The sequence below is a fragment of the Ruegeria sp. YTSA135 genome, from assembly GCF_059610165.1.
The window spans coordinates 257,789-282,238 of sequence record NZ_JBXWNC010000004.1 but is presented as its reverse complement, the minus strand read 5'-3'; the positions used below and the strand labels follow the sequence as shown (position 1 = coordinate 282,238).

Annotated in this window: 34 protein-coding genes; 32 read left to right on the top strand and 2 right to left on the bottom strand. The window is 57.0% G+C overall.

Features of this window, described 5'->3' with window-relative positions; all coding sequences use genetic code 11:
• Nucleotides 1–47: 47 nt before the first annotated feature.
• The 32 genes from AC2FIT_RS07920 (at nt 48) to AC2FIT_RS07765 (ending at nt 23,118) form a co-directional block, all read left to right on the top strand.
• Complete coding sequence (locus AC2FIT_RS07920; protein WP_496828291.1) at nt 48–515, top strand: hypothetical protein; 468 nt, start codon at nt 48–50, stop codon at nt 513–515.
• A 45-nt stretch (nt 516–560) separates the two neighbouring features.
• On the top strand, nt 561–839 hold the full coding sequence (locus AC2FIT_RS07915; protein WP_496828289.1) for an HP1 family phage holin: 279 nt from the start codon (nt 561–563) through the stop codon (nt 837–839).
• Entirely contained in the window at nt 836–1,600 is a 765-nt protein-coding gene (locus tag AC2FIT_RS07910; RefSeq protein ID WP_496828287.1) for a glycoside hydrolase family 108 protein, read from the top strand. The genes AC2FIT_RS07915 and AC2FIT_RS07910 overlap by 4 nt, the downstream gene beginning before the upstream one ends.
• Complete coding sequence (locus AC2FIT_RS07905) at nt 1,593–1,811, top strand: hypothetical protein (protein ID WP_496828285.1); 219 nt, start codon at nt 1,593–1,595, stop codon at nt 1,809–1,811. Before AC2FIT_RS07910 ends, AC2FIT_RS07905 begins: the two co-directional genes overlap by 8 nt.
• Nucleotides 1,808–2,227 carry a bacteriophage spanin2 family protein gene (locus AC2FIT_RS07900; protein WP_496828283.1) on the top strand — a complete coding sequence of 140 codons (420 nt, stop codon included), beginning with the start codon at nt 1,808–1,810 and terminating at the stop codon, nt 2,225–2,227. The genes AC2FIT_RS07905 and AC2FIT_RS07900 overlap by 4 nt, the downstream gene beginning before the upstream one ends.
• A 33-nt stretch (nt 2,228–2,260) precedes the next feature.
• Nucleotides 2,261–2,803, top strand: a complete 543-nt coding sequence (locus AC2FIT_RS07895) for a DUF1441 family protein (protein WP_496828281.1) — start codon at nt 2,261–2,263, stop codon at nt 2,801–2,803.
• Complete coding sequence (locus tag AC2FIT_RS07890) at nt 2,800–4,752, top strand: phage terminase large subunit family protein (RefSeq protein WP_496828279.1); 1,953 nt, start codon at nt 2,800–2,802, stop codon at nt 4,750–4,752. Before AC2FIT_RS07895 ends, AC2FIT_RS07890 begins: the two co-directional genes overlap by 4 nt.
• A gap of 13 nt (nt 4,753–4,765) precedes the next feature.
• Nucleotides 4,766–5,296, top strand: coding sequence for a hypothetical protein (locus tag AC2FIT_RS07885; RefSeq protein ID WP_496828277.1), 531 nt, complete (start codon nt 4,766–4,768; stop codon nt 5,294–5,296).
• Nucleotides 5,293–6,876: a phage portal protein gene (locus AC2FIT_RS07880; RefSeq protein WP_496828275.1), complete on the top strand. Its 1,584-nt coding sequence runs from the start codon at nt 5,293–5,295 to the stop codon at nt 6,874–6,876. Before AC2FIT_RS07885 ends, AC2FIT_RS07880 begins: the two co-directional genes overlap by 4 nt.
• Nucleotides 6,800–8,887, top strand: a complete 2,088-nt coding sequence (locus AC2FIT_RS07875; RefSeq protein ID WP_496828273.1) for a phage major capsid protein — start codon at nt 6,800–6,802, stop codon at nt 8,885–8,887. Before AC2FIT_RS07880 ends, AC2FIT_RS07875 begins: the two co-directional genes overlap by 77 nt.
• Before the next feature lie 68 nt (nt 8,888–8,955).
• Nucleotides 8,956–9,138 carry a hypothetical protein gene (locus AC2FIT_RS07870; RefSeq protein WP_496828271.1) on the top strand — a complete coding sequence of 61 codons (183 nt, stop codon included), beginning with the start codon at nt 8,956–8,958 and terminating at the stop codon, nt 9,136–9,138.
• On the top strand, nt 9,138–9,449 hold the full coding sequence (locus AC2FIT_RS07865; RefSeq protein ID WP_496828269.1) for a head-tail joining protein: 312 nt from the start codon (nt 9,138–9,140) through the stop codon (nt 9,447–9,449). Before AC2FIT_RS07870 ends, AC2FIT_RS07865 begins: the two co-directional genes overlap by 1 nt.
• A 4-nt stretch (nt 9,450–9,453) precedes the next feature.
• Nucleotides 9,454–10,005 (top strand): phage tail protein, encoded by a 552-nt coding sequence (locus AC2FIT_RS07860; RefSeq protein ID WP_496828267.1) that lies wholly within the window; start codon nt 9,454–9,456, stop codon nt 10,003–10,005.
• The gene (locus tag AC2FIT_RS07855) at nt 9,998–10,534 is read left to right on the top strand and encodes a hypothetical protein (protein WP_496828265.1); all 537 of its coding nucleotides are present in this window, start codon (nt 9,998–10,000) and stop codon (nt 10,532–10,534) included. The genes AC2FIT_RS07860 and AC2FIT_RS07855 overlap by 8 nt, the downstream gene beginning before the upstream one ends.
• Nucleotides 10,531–10,956: a phage baseplate assembly protein V gene (locus tag AC2FIT_RS07850; protein ID WP_496828263.1), complete on the top strand. Its 426-nt coding sequence runs from the start codon at nt 10,531–10,533 to the stop codon at nt 10,954–10,956. The genes AC2FIT_RS07855 and AC2FIT_RS07850 overlap by 4 nt, the downstream gene beginning before the upstream one ends.
• Complete coding sequence (locus AC2FIT_RS07845) at nt 10,956–11,246, top strand: PAAR domain-containing protein (protein WP_496828261.1); 291 nt, start codon at nt 10,956–10,958, stop codon at nt 11,244–11,246. The genes AC2FIT_RS07850 and AC2FIT_RS07845 overlap by 1 nt, the downstream gene beginning before the upstream one ends.
• A gap of 51 nt (nt 11,247–11,297) precedes the next feature.
• Nucleotides 11,298–11,636, top strand: coding sequence for a GPW/gp25 family protein (locus AC2FIT_RS07840; RefSeq protein WP_496828259.1), 339 nt, complete (start codon nt 11,298–11,300; stop codon nt 11,634–11,636).
• Nucleotides 11,636–12,535 carry a baseplate assembly protein gene (locus AC2FIT_RS07835; RefSeq protein ID WP_496828257.1) on the top strand — a complete coding sequence of 300 codons (900 nt, stop codon included), beginning with the start codon at nt 11,636–11,638 and terminating at the stop codon, nt 12,533–12,535. The genes AC2FIT_RS07840 and AC2FIT_RS07835 overlap by 1 nt, the downstream gene beginning before the upstream one ends.
• On the top strand, nt 12,528–13,091 hold the full coding sequence (locus tag AC2FIT_RS07830; protein ID WP_496828255.1) for a phage tail protein I: 564 nt from the start codon (nt 12,528–12,530) through the stop codon (nt 13,089–13,091). Before AC2FIT_RS07835 ends, AC2FIT_RS07830 begins: the two co-directional genes overlap by 8 nt.
• Nucleotides 13,091–13,960, top strand: a complete 870-nt coding sequence (locus AC2FIT_RS07825; RefSeq protein WP_496828253.1) for a gp53-like domain-containing protein — start codon at nt 13,091–13,093, stop codon at nt 13,958–13,960. The genes AC2FIT_RS07830 and AC2FIT_RS07825 overlap by 1 nt, the downstream gene beginning before the upstream one ends.
• A gap of 2 nt (nt 13,961–13,962) precedes the next feature.
• Nucleotides 13,963–14,565 (top strand): hypothetical protein, encoded by a 603-nt coding sequence (locus AC2FIT_RS07820; protein WP_496828251.1) that lies wholly within the window; start codon nt 13,963–13,965, stop codon nt 14,563–14,565.
• A gap of 114 nt (nt 14,566–14,679) precedes the next feature.
• Nucleotides 14,680–15,876 (top strand): phage tail sheath C-terminal domain-containing protein, encoded by a 1,197-nt coding sequence (locus AC2FIT_RS07815; protein WP_496828249.1) that lies wholly within the window; start codon nt 14,680–14,682, stop codon nt 15,874–15,876.
• The gene (locus AC2FIT_RS07810) at nt 15,876–16,382 is read left to right on the top strand and encodes a phage major tail tube protein (protein ID WP_496828247.1); all 507 of its coding nucleotides are present in this window, start codon (nt 15,876–15,878) and stop codon (nt 16,380–16,382) included. The genes AC2FIT_RS07815 and AC2FIT_RS07810 overlap by 1 nt, the downstream gene beginning before the upstream one ends.
• Nucleotides 16,383–16,390: 8 nt before the next feature.
• Entirely contained in the window at nt 16,391–16,675 is a 285-nt protein-coding gene (locus AC2FIT_RS07805; protein ID WP_496828245.1) for a phage tail assembly protein, read from the top strand.
• A gap of 114 nt (nt 16,676–16,789) precedes the next feature.
• Nucleotides 16,790–18,844: a phage tail tape measure protein gene (locus AC2FIT_RS07800; RefSeq protein WP_496828243.1), complete on the top strand. Its 2,055-nt coding sequence runs from the start codon at nt 16,790–16,792 to the stop codon at nt 18,842–18,844.
• Between the two features lie 2 nt (nt 18,845–18,846).
• Complete coding sequence (locus tag AC2FIT_RS07795; protein WP_496828241.1) at nt 18,847–19,257, top strand: phage tail protein; 411 nt, start codon at nt 18,847–18,849, stop codon at nt 19,255–19,257.
• A complete protein-coding gene (locus tag AC2FIT_RS07790) occupies nt 19,226–19,447 on the top strand; it encodes a tail protein X (protein ID WP_496828239.1) in 222 nt (73 codons plus the stop codon). The genes AC2FIT_RS07795 and AC2FIT_RS07790 overlap by 32 nt, the downstream gene beginning before the upstream one ends.
• Nucleotides 19,438–20,448 carry a phage late control D family protein gene (locus AC2FIT_RS07785; RefSeq protein ID WP_496828237.1) on the top strand — a complete coding sequence of 337 codons (1,011 nt, stop codon included), beginning with the start codon at nt 19,438–19,440 and terminating at the stop codon, nt 20,446–20,448. The genes AC2FIT_RS07790 and AC2FIT_RS07785 overlap by 10 nt, the downstream gene beginning before the upstream one ends.
• A 94-nt stretch (nt 20,449–20,542) precedes the next feature.
• Nucleotides 20,543–21,121 carry a hypothetical protein gene (locus AC2FIT_RS07780; RefSeq protein WP_496828235.1) on the top strand — a complete coding sequence of 193 codons (579 nt, stop codon included), beginning with the start codon at nt 20,543–20,545 and terminating at the stop codon, nt 21,119–21,121.
• A gap of 550 nt (nt 21,122–21,671) precedes the next feature.
• Entirely contained in the window at nt 21,672–22,454 is a 783-nt protein-coding gene (locus AC2FIT_RS07775) for a trypsin-like peptidase domain-containing protein (protein WP_496828233.1), read from the top strand.
• Between the two features lie 9 nt (nt 22,455–22,463).
• On the top strand, nt 22,464–22,694 hold the full coding sequence (locus AC2FIT_RS07770) for a hypothetical protein (protein WP_496828231.1): 231 nt from the start codon (nt 22,464–22,466) through the stop codon (nt 22,692–22,694).
• Nucleotides 22,695–22,893: 199 nt separating this feature from the next.
• The gene (locus AC2FIT_RS07765; RefSeq protein ID WP_496828229.1) at nt 22,894–23,118 is read left to right on the top strand and encodes a hypothetical protein; all 225 of its coding nucleotides are present in this window, start codon (nt 22,894–22,896) and stop codon (nt 23,116–23,118) included.
• A gap of 7 nt (nt 23,119–23,125) precedes the next feature.
• Here the strand turns inward: AC2FIT_RS07765 and AC2FIT_RS07760 are convergent, their stop codons facing one another.
• Together AC2FIT_RS07760 and mepK are read right to left on the bottom strand one after the other, a co-directional pair.
• Nucleotides 23,126–23,350, bottom strand: coding sequence for a hypothetical protein (locus AC2FIT_RS07760; protein ID WP_496828227.1), 225 nt, complete (start codon nt 23,348–23,350; stop codon nt 23,126–23,128).
• Between the two features lie 329 nt (nt 23,351–23,679).
• Nucleotides 23,680–24,249, bottom strand: coding sequence for a peptidoglycan L,D-endopeptidase MepK (mepK, locus tag AC2FIT_RS07755; protein WP_496828225.1), 570 nt, complete (start codon nt 24,247–24,249; stop codon nt 23,680–23,682).
• Nucleotides 24,250–24,450 lie beyond the last annotated feature (201 nt).

The following is a 24,450-nucleotide window of genomic DNA, read 5'->3' as shown; positions in this document are numbered from 1 at the left end:
GCGGGCCATTCGTTGAAGGAAATGAGCAGTGAACGCGGGGGTATGTGATGAGCGCACCTGCACAACTAAGTTTACCAATGGTTGCCAGCTTTCCGCTGGCTGATTTTGCCGAAGGCCGAGGGCGTGGTGTTCCGCTGCCTGAAACGGTGGCCGAGATTGCCGACGTGATCGGGCGCGGCAATGCGGTTCGGTTGGTAGAAGGTACGCGCGCAACGGGCAGCCGTCGGTGGCGTCGTCAGCTATATGTGCCCAGCGACATTCCAGATGATCACAGGATAGTCTCGATGATCGGTCGCGAAGCTGCTGACCTTCTGAGCCGCAGCCATGCCAACTGCATCATGGAGTTGCCAAGCTGTTTTGCGCTGCGTCGCGCCTATCACTCGGATCACGCAGCCTCGATGGCCAGCAAGGGCGCGTCCATCCCTGATATCGCGCGCGAATTGGCCGTTGATCAAAAGACCGCGAAAAGCCTTTTGACCGAGGCCGAATATTGGGCCGAACGGCTGGACGGGTAAAACCGCCAGAGGCATACGGCCCGCCTTTCGCGCAACCCTTGGGCCATGACCCAACCGGTGCGCAGGAAAGGCCTTCACCACATGACCGACGACAAGATACATGGCGTTGCCAATATCTCGACCCTGAGCGGGGCCGCTACAGCTTTGATCGGCGGGCTTACCCTGACGCAATGGCTCGCTCTGGGGGGATTTGTCCTGGCGTGTGCCGGGTTTATCGTCAACGTCTGGCACAAGGCCGCGATGGTTCGTCTAAGGCGGCGTGAAGTGGACGCGTTGGTAAACGGTCGGGCGGACCAACCCACCAGAAAAGGTGGGGTTTCATGAGCAGAAAGAACTATGACGCGTGCCTTGCGCACGTGCTGAAATGGGAAGGCGGTTACGTCGATCATCCGAAAGACCCTGGCGGTGCAACCAATCACGGGATAACACACAAGACGCTTGCAGCCTTCCGGGGCAAACCGGTCAGCAAGTCTGATGTGAAAGCCCTAACGAAGAAAGAGGCGGGCCGCATTTATCGACATCGATATTGGAACGCGGTCAAAGGGGATGAGTTGCCCCAAGGCCTCGACCTGATTGCTTTCGATCCGGCTGTGAATTCAGGTCCGACGCGCGGTGCCAAGTGGTTGCAGTCGGCTCTTGGGGTCGCAGCCGATGGGGCTGTCGGGGTAAAGACGTTGGGCGCGGCGATCGATGCGCCTGACCCGGTTGCCATCATTCAGAAGGCCAGCGCGGCGCGGATGGGTTTCCTGCGCAAGCTTCGCACATGGTCAAGTTTTGGCCGCGGTTGGGCGCGGCGTGTGGCGGACACCGAGGCTGAGGCCGTCGCCATGGCCACCCAATCGCCCAAGCGTGTGATGGAAGAGGCCAACAAAGCCCAGGTTTCGCGCGCACGGCAGGCGACAGGTGCCCGTGGCACGACGGTTGGCGGTGGCGGCTCACTGCTGGTCGATCTGCCTGAATGGGCGCTTTGGTCCGTGATCGGTGTTCTGACTGTCTGCACGCTGATCCTTGCGCTGAACGCGACCCAGCACGCGCGACGGGCCGCTGCATATCGTGAAAAGTTGAAGGAAATGACCAATGGGTAAGCCGTGGTGGCGGTCCAAAACCGTGTGGTTCAATGTCTTTATGGCCTTGGTGACAATCGCCAACGAAGTGTTGCCGTTGCTGGATCAGTTCGTCGCCGTGGGCGTGCCGGCCGAATACGCTGACGCTGTTCGTCCGTTCCTGACGCTGGTTGTCATTGTGGGCAACGCGGTTCTACGGACCATGACCAAAAAGCCCTTGGCAATGCGATGACGAAGGTGGTGGCCGTCATATTCCTTCTGCTGCTGACGGGCTGCAACAGCCCACTCAGCCTTTTGACGGGTGGTGGCCCCAACGTGGCGGCAAATGTGCAGGCCGGTCGGACAAATTTGCAGTCGGTCGGGCAGACGAACCTATCAGATCAGCGGATCGTTCGACCACAGGCGCGCACGATCGAACAGAGCGCAGGCGAGACAGGCGTAAGGGCAGAGACTGTGCAACAGGTGGTTGTTCAACAGGGCGCACCGTGGGGCGTGGTGTGGGCGCTTGCCGCTCTGTGCTTCGTGTTCTGGGAACTGCCCAGATCAAGTCACATGGTCAAAGCGTTCGCGCGGGTCCTTCCCGGAGGGGTGGGGCGTGAGGGTAGGCCGATGCGCAGAAATTTATTTGTGCGTGGGCGCGCGAATTGAGGTTTATTATTATATTGCTGTGCAGGTGTGCGGATGAGCGGTAGCAAGGGGCGCGGTCAGGTTCTGAACAGAACCGAGATGGCAGACTTTTTCGGGGTCTCGATGCCGACTTTGGACGATTGGGTTCGGCGCGGTTGTCCGGTGGTTCAGCGCGGCGGGCGTGGTCGGGCTTGGAAATTCAACAGCGCCGAAGTTCGTTCTTGGCGAGACGATGATATCCGGGCCCAGATGAGCGGCACCGAGAATGCCTCAACAGAAGAGTTGAAGAAACGGATGCTTGCTGCACAGACCGAGCAAGCCGAGCTGGATCTTGCCCGGGCGAAAGACGAGCTGGTGCCAGTCGATCAGTTCACCCGGGCCTTGGCTAAGGCGTTTGGCGAGGTACGCGCCGGGATGCGGAATGTTGTACCCGGTCGGGCTGCGCGGCGGCTCATTGGCGAGACCGACGAAACCAATTTCAAGGCCGTGCTGCTGGAAGAAATCGATCATGCACTTGAGGTTCTGGCCGATAGTGAACTTGTCCATGAAGACGATTTGGAAATGGGCGACGACGAAGAGGAAGACGGTGACCCGTGAACGCGCGCGCCGATTTTTCAAATGCCCGTGCGGTCGTTCGCGCAACCAGGTCGGCCCGATCGTTTCTAAGGCCACCGCCTGAATTAAAGCCGTCCGATTGGGCCGAGGCAAATATACAAATCCCGATCGGCAACGCTGTGCCTGGACCAATGCGGTTCGACAACGCGCCGTATCAACGCGAAGTCATCGACATGACCGCCGACCCACGGTGCAACCGCATCACTTTGATGTGGGGCGCCCAGGTCGGGAAGACGCAGACCGCGCTTTGCGCGCAGGCGTACCGGATAGGATTTAACCCAGTCAGTCAAATCATGATGCAACCGAGCCAAGGTGACCTGACCACGTGGCTTGAAACAAAGTTCAATCCCTTGGTCGATGCGAACGAAGACCTTCAGGACTTGATTGCCAAGCCGCGTGGGCGCGAGGGTGTCAACAACCAGCGCATGAAATCCTATCCCGGTGGCTTCCTGATGTTCAGCTGGTCCGGATCGCCGAAGACGATGCGTGGGCGGTCGGCCCCGTTTATCGTCTGCGATGAGACGGACGGATACGATCGGACCCACGAAGGTCACCCCGTTGGGTTGCTCTGGCAGCGGGCCGCAACGTTCGGCGATCAGCGACTATTGTTGGAAATCAGCACCCCGACGATCAAGGGCGCGAGCTGGATCGAGAGTGCATTCGATGAAGGGGATCAACGTTATTTCAACGTGGTCTGCCCGCACTGTGGTCATGTCCAGAAACTAAAATGGTCACAGGTCACTTGGAGCAAAGACGAGAACGGCATGCACCTGCCTGAGACGGCGGGCTATGTCTGCGAGGCCGACGATTGTGGGACCGTTTGGAATGACGGCGAACGGTGTGCAGCTATTCGCAATGCCGAGCGGCAGGGCGGGGGATGGATCGCCAGTAAGCCTTTCCGGGGGCATGCGTCTTATCATCTGTCCGAGCTCTATAGCTGTTTTCGTCGGCTGCAGGATATCGTTCAATCATTCCTCGACAAGAAAGCGGCCGGCGATCTGCAAACATTCGTTAACGTGTCGCTGGCTGAGACATGGGAAGAGGAAGGCGACCGACTTGAGGCGGCGACACTTATGGCCCGGGCTGAGGAATTTCCCAAAGACAAGGCCCCGATGGGTGTTGCTGTTGTCACTGCCGGTGTCGATATGCAGACTGATCGGCTTGAGGTCGAACGGGTTGGTTGGGGGCTGGGCGAGGAATCGTGGTCGCTGGGTTATCACGTCCTTTGGGGTGATCCGCTGCGGCCAGAGGTCTGGGCCGAATTAGACGAGTTGCTGGCCGAACCGATTGCGCATGAAAGTGGTGCAGAATTGCGGGTCAGTGCGGCGTGCCTCGATACCGGGGGGCAGGCGGGTTACACGCAAGCGGCCTATGACTACGCGCGAAAGCGCCTAAGCCGCAAGGTCTGGGCGATCAAGGGTGTTGGCGGCTGGGGTCGTCCGATCGTCACAGCCCCAACCAAGATCAGGCAGCGTGGCGAACGTCCTGTACAGTTGTTCCCAGTCGGAGTGGATGAGGCCAAGGTTGTCGTCGCGCAGCGGGCCCGCATTCCAGAACCCGGGCCGGGGTATTGCCATTTCCCGCTGGACCGAGACCCGAGCTGGTTTGATATGTTCACCGCAGAGGCACTGCGGACTCGCAAGGTCAAAGGTTTTGCGGTTCGAGAGTGGCACAATGTAAGGCCGCGAAACGAAGCGTTCGACTGCCGTGTCTACGCATATGCGGCCCTGCGAATTCTAAATCCCAATATCGCCCGCCTTGTGCGCGCCTATGAACCGCTTGAACAGGACGTGCCCACACCAGATGAGGAAGCCCCAGCCGACAACGCTGTCGGAAAACCGCCAGAGGAACCAAAAGCCGCACGGCCCGATGCTACAAAAAAGCGTGTCTGGAAGCCGAAGGCGAAATCAAGGCGACGGCGCGCGCACTGAATAGGGCTGCGGCGTGAGTTTTTTACCGGGTGAAATCGGGGCAGGTGTAACTTTTCGGGCGGCTATAGAGCTGCCCGTTTACCTTGCGCCGGAATGGGATTTGAAACTGATCCTGCGCGGGCCGGGTCAAATCGATCTGGACAGCGTGGATGATGGCGCGGGCCACGTCTTCGAAGTTGCCGCTGCTGATACAGCCAATTGGGCACCGGGTCGTTACCGCTATGAGTTGCGCGCGACCGACGGCACGGATGTTGTTCCGGTCGAACGGGGTGAAGTGGTCGTCGCGCCCGATCTGTCAGCTCAGTCTGCTGGGTACGATGGACGTGATCACGTGCGCCGTGTTCTGGATGCGATCGAAGCCGTGATCGAGAACCGCGCGACTATCGATCAGCAAAGCTACCAGATCAATAACCGGTCCCTGTCGCGCACGCCTTTGGGTGATCTGCTGAAACTCCGGGCAAAGTATCGCGCCGAGCTGGACGCGCAGAGACGCGCGAAACAGGGCCGTGGTTTGGGCCGAACATACAAGGTGCGCTTTCCATGAAATGGCCGTTTTTTCGTTCTGCACCGGTTGACGAGGCCCCGCGCCGGAAAACGCCTCCGGTGGTGTCCCGCCAACGCCGTTCGTTTGACGCAGGGAAAAGCGACCGGCTGACCAGCGGTTGGACAAACTCGCCATTGCCTGCCGATCAGATTGTTCGGCGCAATTGGCGGACGCTGGTTGCCCGGTCACGCGAGCAGGCGTCAAACAATCCCTATGCCAAGGCATTCAAAAACAGCGCCCGCCGCAACATCGTAGGGCAGCGGGGTTTGATGCTGCAGGCGCGCACCGTTGACGAGCGAAGTGGTCAAATGGATCAGGGCGCAAACCGGGCGCTAGAGCGGGCATGGAAAAAATGGTGCAAGGCTGAAAATTGCGACGTCGCGGGTCGGCGTTCATTTCGCCAGATACAGAAATCGCTGGTCAACGGCTGTGTCACTGACGGCGAGTTTCTGGTGCGTTTTGTCTATGGGCGCGAAGCTGGCCCGTGGGGATTCTCGTTGCAGGTGCTGGACCCGATGCGCCTGCCGGTGGATCTGGACGAAGAAAAGCGGCCAGGCGGCGGGTTCATACGAGCGGGTATTGAATACACCCGGCTTGGTCGACCGGTTGCGTACTACTTCACGACGCTGAGCCAGAACGAAGCCGACTATCATTATGGCGGTCGCGACTTTGTGCGCGTGCCTGCCGACGAAATTGTTCATTGGTTCGAAGAGGATATTATCGGGCAAAAGCGCGGGCTGCCATGGATGGCCACCGCGTTGTGGCGCATGCGCCAACTGGCAGAGTTTGAAAAGTCTGCCCAGATCAATGCCCGCGAAGGGGCCAACAAGCTTGGGTTCATCGAATGGGAAGAGGGCTATGGGCCCGAACTTGATGACGAAGAAGAATTCGAAGGGATCGAAATCGAGAGCGAACCCGGGCTTATTCAGGATCTACCGCGGGGCGCCAAATTCAAAGGGCATGATCCGCAATACCCGAACGGCGAACTGGCGGTTTTTTCCAAGCACATGCTGCGCGGTATCGCCAGCGGTCTGGGTGTGGCCTACAACGATCTGTCGAACGATCTGGAAGGCGTCAATTTTTCCAGTATCCGGCATGGGATGCTGGCCGAACGGGACCACTGGCAGGAACTGCAAGAAAGCCTGATCGAGAGTTTTGCGCTTCCCGTCTACGAACGCTGGCTTGCGCATTCTCTTTTGACTCAGCGGATCACGCTTGACAATGGATCGCCGTTACCTGCGGGCAAACGGGCGAAGTTCATGGCGGTGGAATTCCAGGCACGGCGCTGGGAATGGATTGACCCGGCAAAAGACGTGAAAGCCGACATCGAGGCTATCGACAATCTTATCAAGTCGCGTGGGCAGGTGATCCGCGAACGGGGCCGTGATCCGCGCGACGTATATGCCGAAATCAAAGCCGATATCGACGCCATGCGCGCCGAAGGTATCCCCGAAGAAATCATAGCCGCGTTGATCGTCGGCAAATCAAAAGGAGGGCAGGGCAATGGCCAGCAAGCCAAACCCGACGCCGAAGCCACCGGTGAAGGAAGCGACGAAGGAAACGGCGACGCGAGCAAGTGACCTCGTCGGTCAGTCCCTGACCCGAGCAATTACGCCGGAACAGATCAACGCGGGCGAGCAGGGCGAGAGCCGTGGCCTGTTGCGCACGGTTGAGGTGCGCGAGGTTGATGCAGAAAATCGAACCGTCGAACTAGCGTTTTCCAGCACCACGCCGGTTTCCCGTTGGTTCGGTGAAGAGGTGCTGTCGCACGCGCCAGGCGCGGTCATTCTGGACCGGCTGAACAATGGCGGGCCGGTCCTGATGGATCACAATTGGCGTGATCAGGTGGGCGTTGTCGAAAGCGCGCGCGTAGATACCGACGGGGTCGGTCGGGCCGTCGTTCGGTTCGGTAGCAGTATTCGGGCCAGCGAGATTTTTCAGGATGTGGCGGACGGCATCCGTCAGCATGTCTCAGTTGGCTACACCGTAACCAAAATCGAAGAAGAGGTGCGAAAGGGCGAGCCGAACAAAGTGACGGTGACCGAATGGGAACCGTTCGAAATCTCAATTGTCGCAGTGCCTGCTGACCAGAACGTCGGCGTGGGTCGCGAAATGGAAAAACCGCCAGAGGCCACCGGCAAACGTGTCGCCGATGATGCGGGGGATGATACGGGCACGGATGAGTTGCGGCCCGCGGATACTCAACAGAGGAACCAACCGATGAAAACTATTGTTACCCGCGACGCTGAGGGCAACTTGGTACGGGCCAAAGTAGACGAAAACGGCGCAATCGTAGAGATTATCGAGACGCTGGAACGCGCTGGTGCCGCCGAGGCGGCGATGCTCACCCGTGGCCGTGAGCAAGAACAAACCCGTGTTCGTGAGCTGACTGAACTTGGCGAAGCCTATGATGCGGGGGATTTGGCTCAGCGTATGATCAAGGAAGGCAAGGGCGTCGAGGATATGCGCGGCGATCTGGTCGATCATCTGCACAAGCGCAGCAATCAGCGCCACGTCTCCGATGACAGCAACGTCGGTATGACTGACCAAGAGGTCGGGCAGTTTTCGTTCCTGCGCGCCATTCGCGCGCTCGCAGAGCCAACGAACCGTCGCGCGCAAGAAGCCGCTGCCTTTGAATTCGAGGCCTCTGACGCTGCGGCCCAAAAAATGGGTCGCGATGCACAGGGTATCATGGTCCCAGTCGATGTTCTGACTCGTGCTTTGAACACTGACACCAGTGGTTCGGCGGCAGGTGATACCGGTGGGTTCTCCGTGGGGTCGCCGCTGTTGTCGCAGTCGTTCATTGAATTGCTGCGCAACCGTTCAGTATTGATGCGACTGGCAACTCCGTTGGGTGGTCTGACCGGTAACCCGGATATTCCGACGCAGGAATCCGGTGCATCTGGGTACTGGATTGGTGAAGACGACGATGCGCCCGAGGATATTTTGGGTCTCGGTCAGCGTCAGTTGAGCCCCAAGACTGTCGCTGCCTATTCCGAGATCACACGCCGCACGCTAAAACAGTCAAGCATTGACGTTGAAGCCTTGGTGCGTCGTGACCTGGCATTGGCTCTTGCATTGACCATCGACAAGGCCGGGTTCTATGGGTCTGGTGTCGGTAACGAGCCGCGCGGTATCAAAAACTTCAACGGCGTGAACGCGGTCGACTTCGATGGTGCTGCATCTGGTGGCGGCACGGCATTGCCGACCTGGGCCGAAGTTATCGAGATGGAAACCGAGATTTCCGCTGACAACGCGGATGTCAACTCGATGGCCTATGTGTTCAATGCCCGGATGCGCGGTCACTTTAAGTCGACTGAGAAATTTGAGGGGACCAGCGGACAGCCGATCTGGGAAAACGGAAATACCGTCAACGGGTACACCCCAGAGGTTACCAACCAGATCGCCAACGGTGACCTGTTTTTCGGCAACTTTGCTGACCTGATCATCGGCATGTGGGGCGGTCTCGACATTAACGTCGACCCTTACAGCCACAGCACCAAAGGGCGGTTGCGCATAGTCAACATGCAGGATGTTGATTTCGTCCTGCGGCACGCTGCCAGCTTCTGCTACGGCTCGGACGCTAGCTGATCGGCGCAATGAACCATGTGGCGGGCTGATGGCCCGCCAGTCACACACGGCAACACAGAGGGCCTGATATGTCGAAAACCACCGAGGCAAAAACCGCCAGCTACAAGGTCACCAGCGCTTTCGTCTGGGACGGAAAAGTACGCTTGCCGAAATCTACCGTGACACTGACAGAGCGCGAAGCTAAGTCACTGGAAGCACGCGGCAAGATCGAACCGAGCGCGGCCAAGAAGGCGACCGGCGGCGGAAGCTAATGCCCGCGCCAGGCTGGGAAGATGCTGACGCCTTTCTGCGACTAGACGATTTCGCCATCACGGTGACCGTCACGCCGCAGGGGGGCGTTTCTCGTTCCATCAGAGTAATTTTCGATGATGCTTACCTGAATGTGCAGCTTGGGGAATATGAGGCTGACACCAGCGATCCGCGATTGACGTGTAAGGAATCGGACGTTTTGGATTTGCGGGTAAAGGATCAAGTGATCATCGATGGTCGGCCCTATTATCTCGTAACCAATCCGCAACCCGACGGGACAGGCTTCGCCGTTCTGCGATTGGCGGAAGAGTAAAGCGATGCTGGCATTCGACTTTGATCAAGGCGAGTTGAAACGCATTGCCGATGAATTCGGGGCCAGCGAGAAAGAACTGGCCTTTGCGTATTCACGCGCATTGCGGCGTACCGCTCAGACGATGAAAGCACGCGCACGCAAAGGCTTGCGGACCGAACTTGAACTTCGCTCTGCCGCAGAACTGCGCCGTCGTCTACATGGGTTCCGTTTTAAGCGTGGCAATGGCCTTGGCAACGTCAGCATGTGGTTTGGATTGAATGACATTCGCGTTTCGGCGTTCAAGGGTCGCGCGAGAAAAACGGCTTCTGGGGCTTCATTCGGTGGGCGGGATTTCGAAGGCGCGTTTGTCGCTAAAAACCGAAAGGGTCGACCAACCGTGATGCGCCGCGTGTCCAAGAAACGTTGGCCTGTCAAGGAAGAGACCATTCAGATCTTGGACCAAGCGCAGACGTTCATCGAAGACCAGGTTTTTGACGAAATCGAGGATGTTTTCTTTCACAACTTTCGTGCCGAAATACGTGCCCGAACGATTTACGGGGTAGGAAAACGTGGCTGAAAATCTGGACCTTGACGAACTGCACGATGCGATCCTTTCAAAGATCGCTGCTGCGTTTCCCGCGTTTGAGACTGTGACGGATTACGACACGGGACGAAAGCAGGTCACCGCCCCAGCGATCCTTGTGGAATTGGTCGACATGGAAGGCGATCCGGATAGTGATCCGGGCACTGAGCAATTGTCTGTAGTGACAAAATGGGTCGCACGTGTGGTGATGAGTTTTCGCACTCCTAATGTACACCGTCAGGTTCGCAAACTCGCAGGTGCGCTTGGCGTGGTGGTTCATCAGAACCGCTGGGGTCAACCCGTCAACCCCGCTCAGGTAACAGTGATCGGGCCGGATGCCTTCGATCCGGACATGGACAAGCACGAGGTCTGGGCGGTCGAATGGGATCAGCAAGTCGACTTGGGCCAGAGCGTTTGGACGGGTGAGGGCGTTGTGCCAGATCAGGTGATGATCGGGTACGCGCCGGAAGTCGGCGCCGGAAATGACGGTTCGTACATCGAGATTGAAGGGAGTGGTTCGTGAGCTACGCAGCCGCGCGAAATGAACAAGCGCGCGAAGGCATCGTGCGCTTCGGCATTGTAACTGCAGTGGACGCAGGGGCGGCGCGGGCCAAAGTCAGTTTCGGCGGTGAAAGTGAAAGCGCCTGGTTGCCATGGATGGCAGAACGGGCGGCGGCAATCTCCGTTTGGGCACCTGTCTCGATCGGGGAACAGGTGGTTGTGCTTTCGGAATCGGGCGACACCGCTCAGGGTGTCATTCTGGGTTCTATATTCAGCAACGGAAACCCCGGCGCGGGATCGAGTGAGGCGGTGCACCGGGTCAAGGTGGGCGGGTCAACTATCACCATCACGGGCAGCGCAATAACGCTGGCCAGCAACGGATCTACGATAGTCATTGATGGCGCTGGTGTGGCCGTTAACGGTGCACGGATCGACCTGAACTGATGCCGGGTGTTGCGCGAAAAGGAGACATCTGCACCGGTCACGGATGCTGGCCACCGCGCCCGTCCACTGGTGGCAGCGGGGATGTGTTCGTTAACGGTATACCCGCACATCGTCTTGGCGATGCTTGGGCCCCGCATACTTGCCCGACAATACCTGAGACACATAGCGGTACGCTTGGTGGTGGGTCAGGGTCAGTTGTAGTGAACGGAAAACCACTGGGGCGGATCGGCGATCCGGTTGATTGTGGGTCATTTGTTGCCATCGGGTCTGGGACAGTTTTCGCGGGCTAGTGGAAAACCGCCAGAGGTTAGACGAAGGGTCGACCCGCCATTGTCGCAGTCATGAACGGTATCGACGCATCGACGGGCAAGCGGTTATCCGGGTTGGCGCATTTGCGACAATCCGTTCGGGATATTCTCACCACGCCCATTGGTACGCGGGTCATGCGTCGAGCCTATGGCAGTCGCCTGTATCAACTGGTCGACGCGCCAATGAACGACGCAACCCGGCTGGACATGATGACAGCAACATTTGAGGCGTTGGAAACTTGGGAACCCCGCCTGGCAATCGACAACGTGACGATTGAAATGCCGTTCCCGGGTGCCGTCACCATTTCTTTGGAAGGTCGGTATCTACCGACCGGACAGCCAATCTCGTTAGGTGGAATCGAGGTGCGCTGATGACAGGTGGTTTCTCTGCAATTGACTTGTCACAACTGTCAGCGCCCGATGTGGTGCAGACGACGGATTTCGAGGCCACGCTGGCCGACATGCTGGCCGATCTGCGCGCACGGGATATCGCTTTTGATGCGTTGGTCGAGAGTGACCCGGCGTTCAAGCTGTTGGAGCTTGCGGCGTATTTTGTCACCCTGACACAACAGCGCGTGAATGATGGCGCGCGCGCCGTTATGCCCGCCTATGCCACCGGTACAAATCTCGACCACATCGCAGCGCGGTATGGTGTCATCCGGCAGGTGATTTCACCCGGTGATCCCGAAGCTTTGCCGCCCGTGCCTGCGGAACTTGAAAGCGACGATGACTTCCGGCGCCGAATGCTGTTGGCGTTCGAGGGGTTCAGCGTTGCTGGTCCTGTTGGTGCTTATATCTTCCATGCCCTCAGTGCCGATGGTGACGTCGCCGACGCGAGCGTGCAAAGCCCGTCGCCCGGGGATGTTCTCGTTACCGTCCTGTCGAGAACCGGAGACGGTACGGCCAGCGCGGGCCTTCTTTCTGTCGTGAATACCGTTCTCAATTCGGATGATGTGCGTCCGCTTACGGATCAGGTGACCGTGCAGGGCGCATCAATCCTGAACTATGCGATTGACGCAATCCTGACAGTTTACCCCGGACCTGACAGCGCTGTTGTGCTGCAAGCGGCCGAAGACGCCGCCCAGGCATATGCGGATGCTCAACATCGGCTTGGTCGCGATGTGACTCTTTCCGGTTTGTACGCGGCCCTGCATCGCCCTGGCGTCCAGAAAGTCACGCTGAATTCCCCTGCCGCAGATATCGTGGCGGGAGATGGCGATGCAACTTTTTGCACTGGGATCACGGTTACATTTGGTGGTGTAGATGTCTAACAGTCTGCTGCCGCACAACGCCAACGATCAGGAACGCGCGATCGAGGCGGAAATTCATGCAAGGTTATTGATCGCGGTTTCGTTTCAGGACCTATGGGACCCGGCAACGTGCCCGGATGCGCTTTTGCCATGGTTGGCCAGTGCGTTTTCTGTTGATGATTGGGATCCGAATTGGTCTGACGAGGCAAAGCGAAACTCCATCGCGGCCTCGATCGACATCCATCGTCGCAAGGGCACGATAGGGGCGGTCAAACGGGCTTTGGCTTCGGCTGGATATGGCGACGCCACGGTTGTGGAACGCTTTGGCTGGGAGTTCCACAACGGCGCATATTCGTATGGCGGGGAAATTACCTATTCGGAACCGGATCACTGGGCAGAATACCGGGTTATCCTGACACGGCCGATCACGATCGAACAAGCCGCCCAGGTGCGCGCGATTCTTGCGAATGTCGCGCCCGCACGCAGTCACCTGAAGGCACTGGATTTCACAGAAGCACTCAACATCCACAACGCCCGGATCACCTGTGACGGGCAATTCACGCATGGAGTTGCATGATGGCAAATCTGCCTGAAACCCCGACATTTGAACCCGGCATTTACCAGATCGAAACAGGAGATCCGGTTGTGGGTGGCCCCCCCAATTTGGCTCAGGGACAGGGAATATCGAACGTTCCTGCGCAGCAACTGGCCAACCGTACTGTTTATCTGAAACAGGCCGTGGACGCGCTGCAGGCTGCTGGCTTTGCAACACCTTCCGATATCACAGCCGCGATCAATGCACTGCTGGATGGCGCTCCTGGCGCGCTGGATACGCTGACCGAATTGGCGGCAGCGCTGAACGATGATCCGGATTTTGCAGCGACCATTCTCGCCCGCCTTGGTGGCTTGGGTGGTGTGGCAGACACGGTGACCAATCTGGACGTGCTGGCCAAAAGCGGTTTGTTCCAGTTTGCGGACGTTGCCACCGGCAACCCAGTGGCCGGTCAGACGGGCTCTGTCTGGCACACCGAGGCATCAGGAGGACGCGCGCAGCAGCTCGTCCTGTCCGACAACGGCGATACCTATTCTCGCCAGCGCACCGATGTCACACCGACTTGGACGGCTTGGCGTCGCATCTGGGACAACAAGCATGGTGATGGTGTTCTATCAGTAGCGGGGTATGACGTATTGCCCAGCGGTCTTATACTTCAATGGGGCTTCGTCAATGCGGCGAACGGCACATATATTACATTTCCTATTGTCTTTCCCAACAACGCCTTCAGCGTCGTGCTTACTGACTTCAACGGAGACGGGGCCGGGGTTAACGCGCAGGTCATAGGCGTTCGGGAACTGACCGTTAGCAACTTCCGCCTGACCGCGCGTCATCACGATGGCACAAACGTCACCACGCCGAATGGGGCGTACTATTTCGCATTGGGGCATTGACCATGAAATACGCACATTTTGACGCCAACGGCCTAGTCACTTTCTACGCGCCTGACCTCTTGCCGGCTGGCGGAGTTCCAAAGCCATTCATTGAGGTGAGCGATGCAGATTGGCAGAGGCACATCAATGGTGATGTGTTCTGGCGGGTGGATACCAATGCCACCCCACCGAAGCTTGTTGAAAGTGCGCCTGATGCGGAACCGGCCTACGCAAGCCGCGAAGAGGCTAGACTGGCGATGGCGGCATGGATCGACGGTTTTCTTACTAAAATCACCGGGCAGGTTCCCGCTTTCGAACGTGCCAGTTGGCCGTCCAAAGCCGAAGCCGCCCGCGCTTTCATCGCCGGGACCGCGCGACCGGATCAGCATGCCCTGTTGGATGCGGAGGTGTCGACATCACATCGAACCAAGGAAGAACTTGCGGCAGTCATTGTCGAGAATGCGGATGCCTATGAGGTCGTTATCGGACAGGCCACAGGCCTGCGCGTCATGCTGACCAATCAGATCGAGACAGCGACCGATCCATTTCAGTACGAAGCCATCCTGGAAGGTGGCAAAGTACAAGCCAAGGCATTGGCTGAAGCATTGGGATTTCCGCAGGCCTGAGCCTTCAAAGCCTGCCTATCTGAACACGCAAACCAAGCTAGGAAATCCGCCAGAGGCTGCGTTGCACTAGCGCGTTCATGATCATTGCAACACGCACATAGTAGCGAGGAAAAGATGGCTGGATTTCTCCACGGCGTCGAGGTGCTGGAAATCGACACGGGCCCGCGCCCGATCCGCACCATTGCGACCGGTATCATTGGCATCGTCGGAACGGCCCCGCAGGCTGATGCCGATGCCTTCCCTTTGAATACGCCGGTTCTGATCGCCGGTAGCCGCGGTGAGGCGGCAAAGCTGGACACCACGGCGGATGGGACAGGCGGGGGTACGCTGCCGGCCGCACTCGATGGTATCTTTGATCAGATCGGTGCTGTGGTCATCGTTGTGCGCGTCGAAGAAGGTGCAGACGAAACCGAAACGCTGGCAAATGTCGTCGGCGGCGTCAATTCCGGTGACGGACAGTTTGAAGGTGTGCATGCACTTGTCGGCGCAGAAAGCGTCGTTGGTTTCGCGCCGCGTATCCTTTGCGCGCCAGGATGGACGCACCAGCGCCCAACCGATCTGGCCAACCCTGTAGTGGCGGAACTGGAAGGCATCGCCGACCGGATCGGTGCGGTGATTATCGCAGACGGTCCCAACACGACAGACAACGACGCGCAAACCTACGTGGGCGACTGGGGCACATCTGGCCGTATCTATGTTGTAGATCCGTGGGTGAAGGTACTGGCCAGCAACGGCAACATTGTCGATGAACCGGCATCCGCCCGTGTGGCAGGTGTGATCGCGCGCACAGACAACGACACCGGGTTTTGGGTGTCGCCATCCAACAAGGGAATTTTCGGCATCATCGGCACATCACGCCCGGTGGATTTCAAGCTGGGTGATCAATCCAGCCGCGCCAACCTATTGAACGCCAATGATGTGACAACGATCATCCGCCAGGACGGTTATCGGCTTTGGGGCAACCGAGTGCCAACCGCTGATCCAAAATGGCAGTTCCTAAGCGTTCGCCGCACAGCGGACGTGTTGAATGAGAGCATTCAGCGTGCGCATTTGTGGGCCGTCGACCGGGCGATCACCAAGACGTATCTGGAAGACGTGGTCGAGGGCGTGAACGGCTTTATCGCCAGTTTGTTGGCGCAGGGCGCATTGCTGGGCGGTGAATGCTGGGCCGATCCGGATTTGAACACACCGCAAAGCATCCAGAACGGTCAGGTGTGGTTCAACTTCGATTTCACCCCGCCGTATCCGGCTGAACGGATCACCTTCCGTTCTCATCTGACAAACCAGTATATCGCGGAGGCGCTGGGCTGATGGCTATTCGCAACATCCTGAAAAACTTCAACCTGTTTGTTGATGGTCGCGGCTTTGCGGGCGAGCTGGGAGACTATACCCCGCCCAGCCCGTCGATTGCGACCGAGGAATACCGCGCAGGCGGTATGGATGGCCCCATAGATATCGATATGGGGCAGGAGAAAATGACCTGCACGTTCGTTCTGCGCAACTATAGCGCAGATGTGCTGGCGCTGTGGGGCGTTGCCCCGGGCCAGTTGATCCAGGTCACCGCTCGCGGCGTTTTGGAAAGCGAAGACGGCCCAGTCACGCCAGTGGTGCATAACATGCGCGGTAAGATCATCCAGCCTGATCGGGGCACCTGGTCGCCTGGGCAGTCGGCGTCATTGACCGTGAACATGACAGTTGAGGCGTTCAAGGAAACCATCGGCGGTGTGGTCGGAACCGATATCGACATCATCAATATGAAACGCGTCGTCGGCGGTGTTGACCGACTGGCAGAACAGCGCCGCGCGCTGGGTATCTGAGGTAAGACATGAACGAATATCCTGAACATATCACCGAGGGTGAGGACGGCGCACTGACTGTCACTCTGGCGCGCGGCGTAACCGTGGATGGCGTCAGAGTGCAGTCTCTGACCCTGCGTGAACCTTCGGTGGAAGACATGATCGCGGCAGAGAAAACCGCGAAAAAAGATGCGGCCATGACTGAAATCACGTTGATCGCCAATCTGGCAGGCGTGGCACCAGAGGCAATCCGCGGGGCAAAGATGAAAGACTATGTGCGTCTGCAGGAGGCGCTGGGTTTTATGAATGGCTGACGCCAGAGGTGGCGCGCGCCGGGGTTCTGGCTCTGGCGCGCGTAACCGGGTGGTCATGTTCTGAGATCACCGCAATGAGCGGCAGCCGCTTCCGCTGGTGGCTAAGGGGGCTGGATGAAAAACCAACGTCTTAACGCCCAGATTACAATCGGCGGTGTTCTCGAAAATTCATTCAAGAAAAACATCGGCCTGATCCAGTCAGGCTTCGATAAGGTAGGTCAAAGCATCAAGGATGTTAAGGCCCGCCAAAAAGAGCTTAGCCGCAGCCGAACCGACCTGATCAAACAGGGCAGGTCCGTTACGGATCTTGATCGTGAGTATGACGCCTTAGGGCGCACACTGGATGATCTGGTCGCCAAACAGCGGCGATGGGAACGCGCCGCGCGCGACAGTCGCCGGGTCGGTGAAAGCTTCGGGCGCATGACCAGCAATATTGGGCGGCTTGGTCGGCAGGTCGGTGCCGGAATAGCTGCGGCCGGCGTCGGTGTTTTTGCGCTGGCCAGTTCAACCGCGTCTTATGGCGATCAAGTTGCGAAGACAGCGGGCAAGCTGGGTATCGGCATTGAGGCCTTGCAGGAATTCAGATATGCGGCTGAGCGGTCGGGCGTGAGCGCCGAAACGTTCGACAGCTCGCTAACCGCAATGCAGAAGCGCTTGGGTGAAGCGGTCCAAGGCACCGGAGCCGCAAAAAAGGCGCTCGACCAGATCGGTCTTTCCGCAAAGGATCTTATAAAGGCGGGTCCGGAACAGGCGCTGAAACAGATTGCGGAACGTATGCAGGGGATTGAAAACCCCGCCGAACGCGCTGCAATTGCCGCGGCGTTGTTCAGCCGTTCTGGAATCGGAATGGTGAACGTGCTGGGTGGCGGCTCGGATGCCTTGCAACAACTGCGTGAGGATGCCCGAAAGACAGGGTTTGTTCTAAGCGAGCAGGCCGCGCGGGACGCGGAAGCATTTGCAGATGCACAACTGAACGCATCCTTAGTCGTTAAAGGGTTGAAAAACACGATTGGCGGCGAGCTGATACCCGTCGTTACGCGATCGATGATGGCATTCAGTGAATGGGCCGTCACAAACCGCAAAGGCGTGGCCGATTTTGCCGAAACCGCTGCAACAAAGATCGAGGCCGCGTTGCCGGTTATCGGTCAGGTGGCCGAAGGTATGGGCAAGGTCGCAACGACTATAGGGCGTGTCACTGCAACGGTGGCCGATATGGTCGGTGGCTGGGAAAACTTTGGCATAGTCGTCGGTTCGATATTTGCTTCACGTACGATCACCAGCGTCTTGAAATTTGGTGGGTCAGTTGGTCGGCTTGGGGCATCGCTGCTGAGCGTAAGCGGCGCTGCACCTTTGGTGGTTACCGGCATCAAGGCAATCGGGCGGGCGTTGCTGTTGAATCCGATCGGGTTGGCCGTCACTGCAATCGCTGGTGGTGCTTTCCTGATCTATGAGAATTGGGACAAGATCGCGACGTGGTTCACTGCGCTTTGGCAAGACCGAATACAGCCCGTCATGGAAAAGTTCGGCTTCACTGACGGCATTGTAAGCGCATGGCAGACAGTCAAAGATGCACTGGGCGTGGTGATCGATTGGCTGGCAGAGAAATTTGATTGGCTTATGGGCAAGCTGCAACCGGTCTTGGACGGCTTGTCATGGCTGAAAGACAAGGGCACAGGTGCGATCGATGGCATTCAGGGCATCGGTTCAAGTATCGGCTCGGGCATCCGTGATTTCTTTGCCGGTGATGACGCCAATACGGCTAACCCAACACAACCCGGGCGGTCTTTCCTGGGCGGAACCATCGGTCGGGGTTTTAGGCACGTCGGAGAACAGGGACCGGAAACGATCTGGACATCCAAGGGCGGCTATGTGGCGCATGCGGCCGCGACTGAGCGTCTGGCCAAAATGTCGGCACAGGCTGAACCCTTGATCGCCGCGCTGGGCGGTGGTTTGCGTAACGCGGTGGACCGGGCGCAGTCGATTTCAATGCCCGCAATGACACCCGCGCCAGTGAGCGCACAGCCTGCGCCTGTAGTCATTCACGCCCAGATCAATGCCCAGCACATGACTGCGGCGGAAATCGCTGACGAGTTGGAACGGCGGGGCAGGGCCGCGCAAACCGGCGCGCTTTACGACCGTGCGCATGATTATGGGCAGTATGGGGGCTGACGATGGCAGGGACCATGATGCAATTGGGACCTTACCAGTTCTCGATCGACAACGCCGCGTATCAAAGCCTGACCCGATCGGTAGAATACAGATGGGCGCCGCAGGAACGCGTTGGTGCGGCTGATGCGTTACAGTTCACAGGCTTTGGTGCTGACACAATTGGACTGCAAGGCGTGATCCACCCGCATTTTCGTGGGGGGTTGGATCAGGTGAACAGGATGCGAAGGACAGCCGAACTTGGTGTTCCGATGCCGTTGGTTGCTGGCACAGGCAAGATCCTTGGTATTTGGGTTATCCAAGCTGTCAGCGAGGGTCAGCGCATATTTGCAGCCAAGGGTGCACCGCTGCGACAGGAATTCACGGTCAACATTCGGAGGTATGATGGTGGACTCCGCAGTCTCTTACCGTTCTAAAGATGGCGAAACCGTAGACGAAATCGTATGGCGCCACTACGGCAATGGTATAGCGGGCGCACTTGAGATTGTGCTTGAAGCAAATGCCGGTCTGGCCGATCACGGCGCTGTCTTACCGGTAGGTACACTGGTCGCACTACCGCAGATCGACTCGCCGAAAGAGGCGCAGGCGGTGCGTTTATGGGATTGATAGAACACCGGCCGCTTTTTCGCGTTGTGGTCGACGGAATTGATATCAGCAACGTTCTGGCACCGCGGTTGATCAGTTTGACGTTGGACGATGCAGCAGGCGTTCAGTCTGATCGTGTCGAAATTACCCTGAGTGATACCGAACTGTTTTCTCAGATTGCGGAGCCACGGGCAGGCGCTGAAATCAAGGTTTGGTTAGGGTATCCGCTACAACTGAAATACATGGGTCAGTTTGTTGCGGACGCGATCCAGGTCGAAGGCCCGCCAGATCGTGTGATCATCACCGGAATTGCCTCAATACACGGTGAAACAACGAGCGGCCAAACCGCCCTGACAGATCAGAAAAAACGCAGTTGGCCCTTGGGCACGACGATCGGCGCCATGGTCGCCAAGATCGCTGGTGAGCACGGGCTATCGCAGGTTGTTGCCGAAAGCTTGGTCGCACAAGGATTGCCACATATCGACCAAATCGACGAAAGCGATATCAACCTTCTGTCTCGCGTGGCGCGCGATTACGACGCTATTGCCAAACCGGGGAACGGGTCGATTGTAATGGTGAAGCGTGGCGAAGGCCTGACCGCGTCCGGAAACCCGATGCCGGTTTTAGCACTGACGCCAAAGCAGGTAAGCAGGTGGCGCTATCGAAACAGTACGCGCGAGAAAGTTGGGTCAGTCGTTGCGGTCTATCAGGACATAGCGCAAGGCACACCGGTCGAGTGCCGCGCGGGCGAGGGCGATCCGGTCGAACGGCTTAAACGGCGATACCCAACCAAAGACGCAGCTCAATCGGCTGCCGAATCCGAGTTGCGCAGATTGCGCCGCGCTGGGCGGTCGCTATCGATCGGTATGCCTGGCAACCCTGACGCGATGGCAGAGGCAAAATTGTTGGTGTCTGGGTTCCGCCCGTGCATTGATGGTCAATGGCTGATCACAAGGGCTAGCCATAGCCTCAATAGCGGTGGCTACAGCGTGGGTATAGAAGCTGAACCGCTTGAGAACTAGCGTGTTTTTGTTGCCCTCTTACGATCGCGAGGGTTGCGAAAGAAGGCTAAAGAGCGCAGTTTCTCGATTGAATCAGACCAATAAGAATAAACCTATGCAAGATCAGCAACCACAGTTTTCGGAAGAAGAATTCAATATCCTCAAAGAGGACGCGAAGCTAGCTCACGCGAACCACACAGACGATTTACGGGCCATCAATCAAGCAGCAATTGGAGCTTCCGCAACAGCTGCCAAGGCTCTTTTGATTACAAACGGTGGCGCTGTAATCGCAATGCTGGGATTTGTAGCTACGATATCAGGGGGGAACGGTGATCTTCGCCTTGATATCTTTGCCGCCTCAGACGCTCTGGTCTGGTTCGCATGGGGGGTTGCAGCATCCACTATTGTTTCACTCTTTGCCTATCTCGTCCTCTACTTTCAGGCGGAAGCTAAAGCGCTGACCACTTACACTTGGACGCATCCTTATGTGGAAAGAAGGACGGGTTCAGTGTTGTTTTGGGTACTTCAAGCTCTTGCGCACCTCATGGCCGTCTGTGCAGCAATAGCAGCCCTATATTTTTTTGTGGGTGGGATTTTTGCAGTCGAAGATTTAATTGATACAGCCAAGATGGTTGGCGACGCCAACTGCCAAGGCCGGTTCGGCGATTGGTGGTTTTTTTGTCAGAGCTTCTAATAGGAAGGCGACGAGATGTTGTCAGTTTTGTTCATCCTGATCTTTGGCGGTTGTCTTGTATGGGCGTATGGGCGAAATAATGGGCGGGTTGAATTTTACGTCGGGTTGTACGCAGCGCTGATCGGTTTGCCCGCATTGGGCTTCATGTTTGATCTATTTTAGGGAGCATCCGTGGCCAGAAGCTTCGAGCATACCAACCCGAGGTCTCGCAAGCCGGATGAGTTCAAAGGCACGTGGAGGGGGCGGAAGTACCGCCGTGGTGTATTCAGGGCCTTGGCTGTGAACTTGCTGATTTTCTGCGCGATCTTTGGCTGTGCAATCTATGTTGTTCACCTCAAGGAAGAGGCGAGACAAAACCCCAGAGTTTGGACTCTGGGTTCACAATAAGGAGCGGGCATGACCGAAGAACTATTGTCTGAGCGAATCGACGTTGCTAAGCGCGATGAAGCATTCCCGACCTCTTAATCGAGAACGTTGGCACGACCAGAGATACAAACCCGGTCGCTAGTGCGGGTTTTCAACTGACTGAAAGAAAAGAATAGGATAACAGATGTGTGCAGTTGGGATTTCTACGGAATCGCTCGCTTCCATCAAGCTGGAAATGAAATTCGACAATCAGGTGTTATCAAGCGGTACTGGCTTCTTCTGGAGGCACGGAAGCCAACTGTTTCTCGTTACCAACTGGCACAATGTAACCGGTCGAAATTCGTTAACAGGCGAGTGTCTGGACAAAACCCACTTGGCAGTTCCAAATCGAATTCATGCCAATGCGTTTTGCCACCAAGAGAGAGGTGGGAATAAGCTTATTGGCAAGAAGATAGAGATAAGGTGGGGAATAGGAGAAGAAAGCCCGTGGATGGAGCACCCTAAGTCACGCCAAGTCGATGTCGTTATGTATCCAATCGGAAACTCAGAGGATCTGACGTTTGTTCCTATCAATGGAGACCTCAGCCAAGACTTCACTATTGAAGTCTCTAACGAAGTTTTTCTTCTTGGCTACCCATTAGGAATTGGCGTGGAAGGCACCCCGATTTGGAAAAGGGGAACAATAGCCTCCGAACCGCAAGTGGATGTCGACGGCTTGCCAAAGCTGTTGGTGGATACGGCCAGCAATAAAGGTATGTCGGGTTCTCCAGTGATTACAAAACGAAACTCTGGTCGACTTGCTGGGGGAGGGCTAGCAATTAATACCTCCGAAGTTGTGCAATTGGTGGGGGTTTACTCTGGCAGATTATCGTCAAGTGGAGATTTAGACGCGCAACTAGGCGTTGTTTGGAAAGCATCTGTTTTGGAGGAAATTGTTGCATCCGGTCTAAGGATTACGCCGGAATAAGGAGCGACCATGACGGACGAACTGCACAAAGACAATGATGCCTTCGCATACGCGACGATCACACGACGCGATGGCTCCTACATTGCTAATTTGGAGATTTCGTTGCCCGGTACCGACCTGTCGCAACACTACGGGCCGCAGCCGACAAGGTCGGTTGAAGAGGCACGGATGTGGGTTGTCAGCGGTGCAAAAACACATGGCTTCACACGCAATACTGTGGTCTTTGAATACGAACTCTAAGGAGACGGCACTTGCTGGAAGTTTTTTTGACCTCGCTATTTTGGGTGTTCCTGTGCGGAGTTCTTATTGGGCTGACGCCGCTAATCCTGCAGCTGGTGAACAAGATTCTCAAAAGAATTACTAGATTTTTGGATAGTCTAGAGCGTGGTCCATCTGACGAGATGTAGAACTTAATGGCGATCAACAAGGAGGCCAGGCAGTGAGGGAAAACAAGAGCCGGACACCACATGCGATGACGTCCCCGACAGCGATGCTGGTCAGGGGGTTTTACCCGGTTGTTCAGATCGAGCAGTGGTGGAACTTGTCTACGGCGGATGTGCTGGAAATCGTGATGAAAGAGACTGGCGGACACGTGAACCCACAATTGGTGAAAGAGTTTTTTACCAAAATGGTCGCGGACAAAGGACTGGATCCGCTGCCCTAGCTAGTGGTCACCTTGACCAATCCTGCGGATAGTAGGGCTTGCAATCGCCCCGCATGTTGTCAGCGGTCACCCGCTGTTCAGGGCAGTCTTGCGCTATGATTGCCAGCGCCTGCGGCAACTCAGTATCTGCCCCGACAATCTCAACAAATCGCGCTTTGCTGTACCGGCCAAACCGACCGCAGAAGTCGCATTGAATTTCGACAACTGGTAACGGGAAGTCTTCGGCGCGCATTCGACCTCGTAATTATTGTTGGGGCCACGTTTGCGAACAAACAGGGGATGGCCCACGTTTCGCCCCCGTTTCCCAGATTCGAAACACAAGTCTAAGAGACTGAAACAGGAACAAAAAGAGGTTTTGACGTGAACATGACCCCTAGCGCTGCCCTCCGAAGGCAGAGGCCAGAGGTTCGAATCCTCTCAGGTGCGCCATACTCTTCACTTGGACCTGAGCTAATCATATTGCGCTGACGTTTATGCTGCGCGTCGTTTTCGTTTGAGCCACTCCGCAAAAACAAAGAGCGCCGTCGGGCGCTCATCGTTCAGAAGTATTCCCCAGGGGCGTTAACCGCCCCAGCTGCGAACTTCACCGCAATCCATATGGACAAAATTTGAGCGCGAATACTTGCCGACGCCGCCAGCGCGACACGATATGGCAGCCCGTGCCATTTGCGAAACCGAGCGTGAAGAGAGACGCAGATCCGCCGCCTGACCTTTCATGTGGAGCGAGTTTTTGGCAACTCTGCGCGAGCGGGATCGAAGCATTGCATTTGTTTTGGGCGAACGGTAGCCGGACAGCAACATATAAGGCTCGTTGACATCCAGCAGATTATGCGCGGCCGCCATGATGTCGATCGTGCGCAAATCCATGTCTTTGACCTGATCGGTCCGCCAATCGCGCATGAAGTGATTTACTTCTTTAACGGCGTCTTTGATGTATTTTCCGTCTACCCAATAAACCATGTCGATCCGCTCACCCGTGCGACCGGAATACATGCGTATGCGTCTGATATCCCCTCCACCACGAAGGAAACCCGCTGCTTTGGAATAAGTCGGTGAAGCCACAACTGCCGTGGTCGCAAATGCCCCCAATAGGGCACGTCGGGTTAACCCCGAAGTACTGCTCATCGTCATTTTAGTTTCGTCCCGTACTGTTCCTGCCTGCACACGATGTTACGCGCGCCTTCTTAATTTTTTCCCATCCCAGATGCGTAATTTATGCCACAGTCGGATTCGCCCGCCAAGAAGTCTTTCTGATTCAGCTTTTCTAGGGGGAATTTTCGGCGATTTTTTGCGCAGGTGATGAAATTATGTATAATACCGGGGCATTTGGCG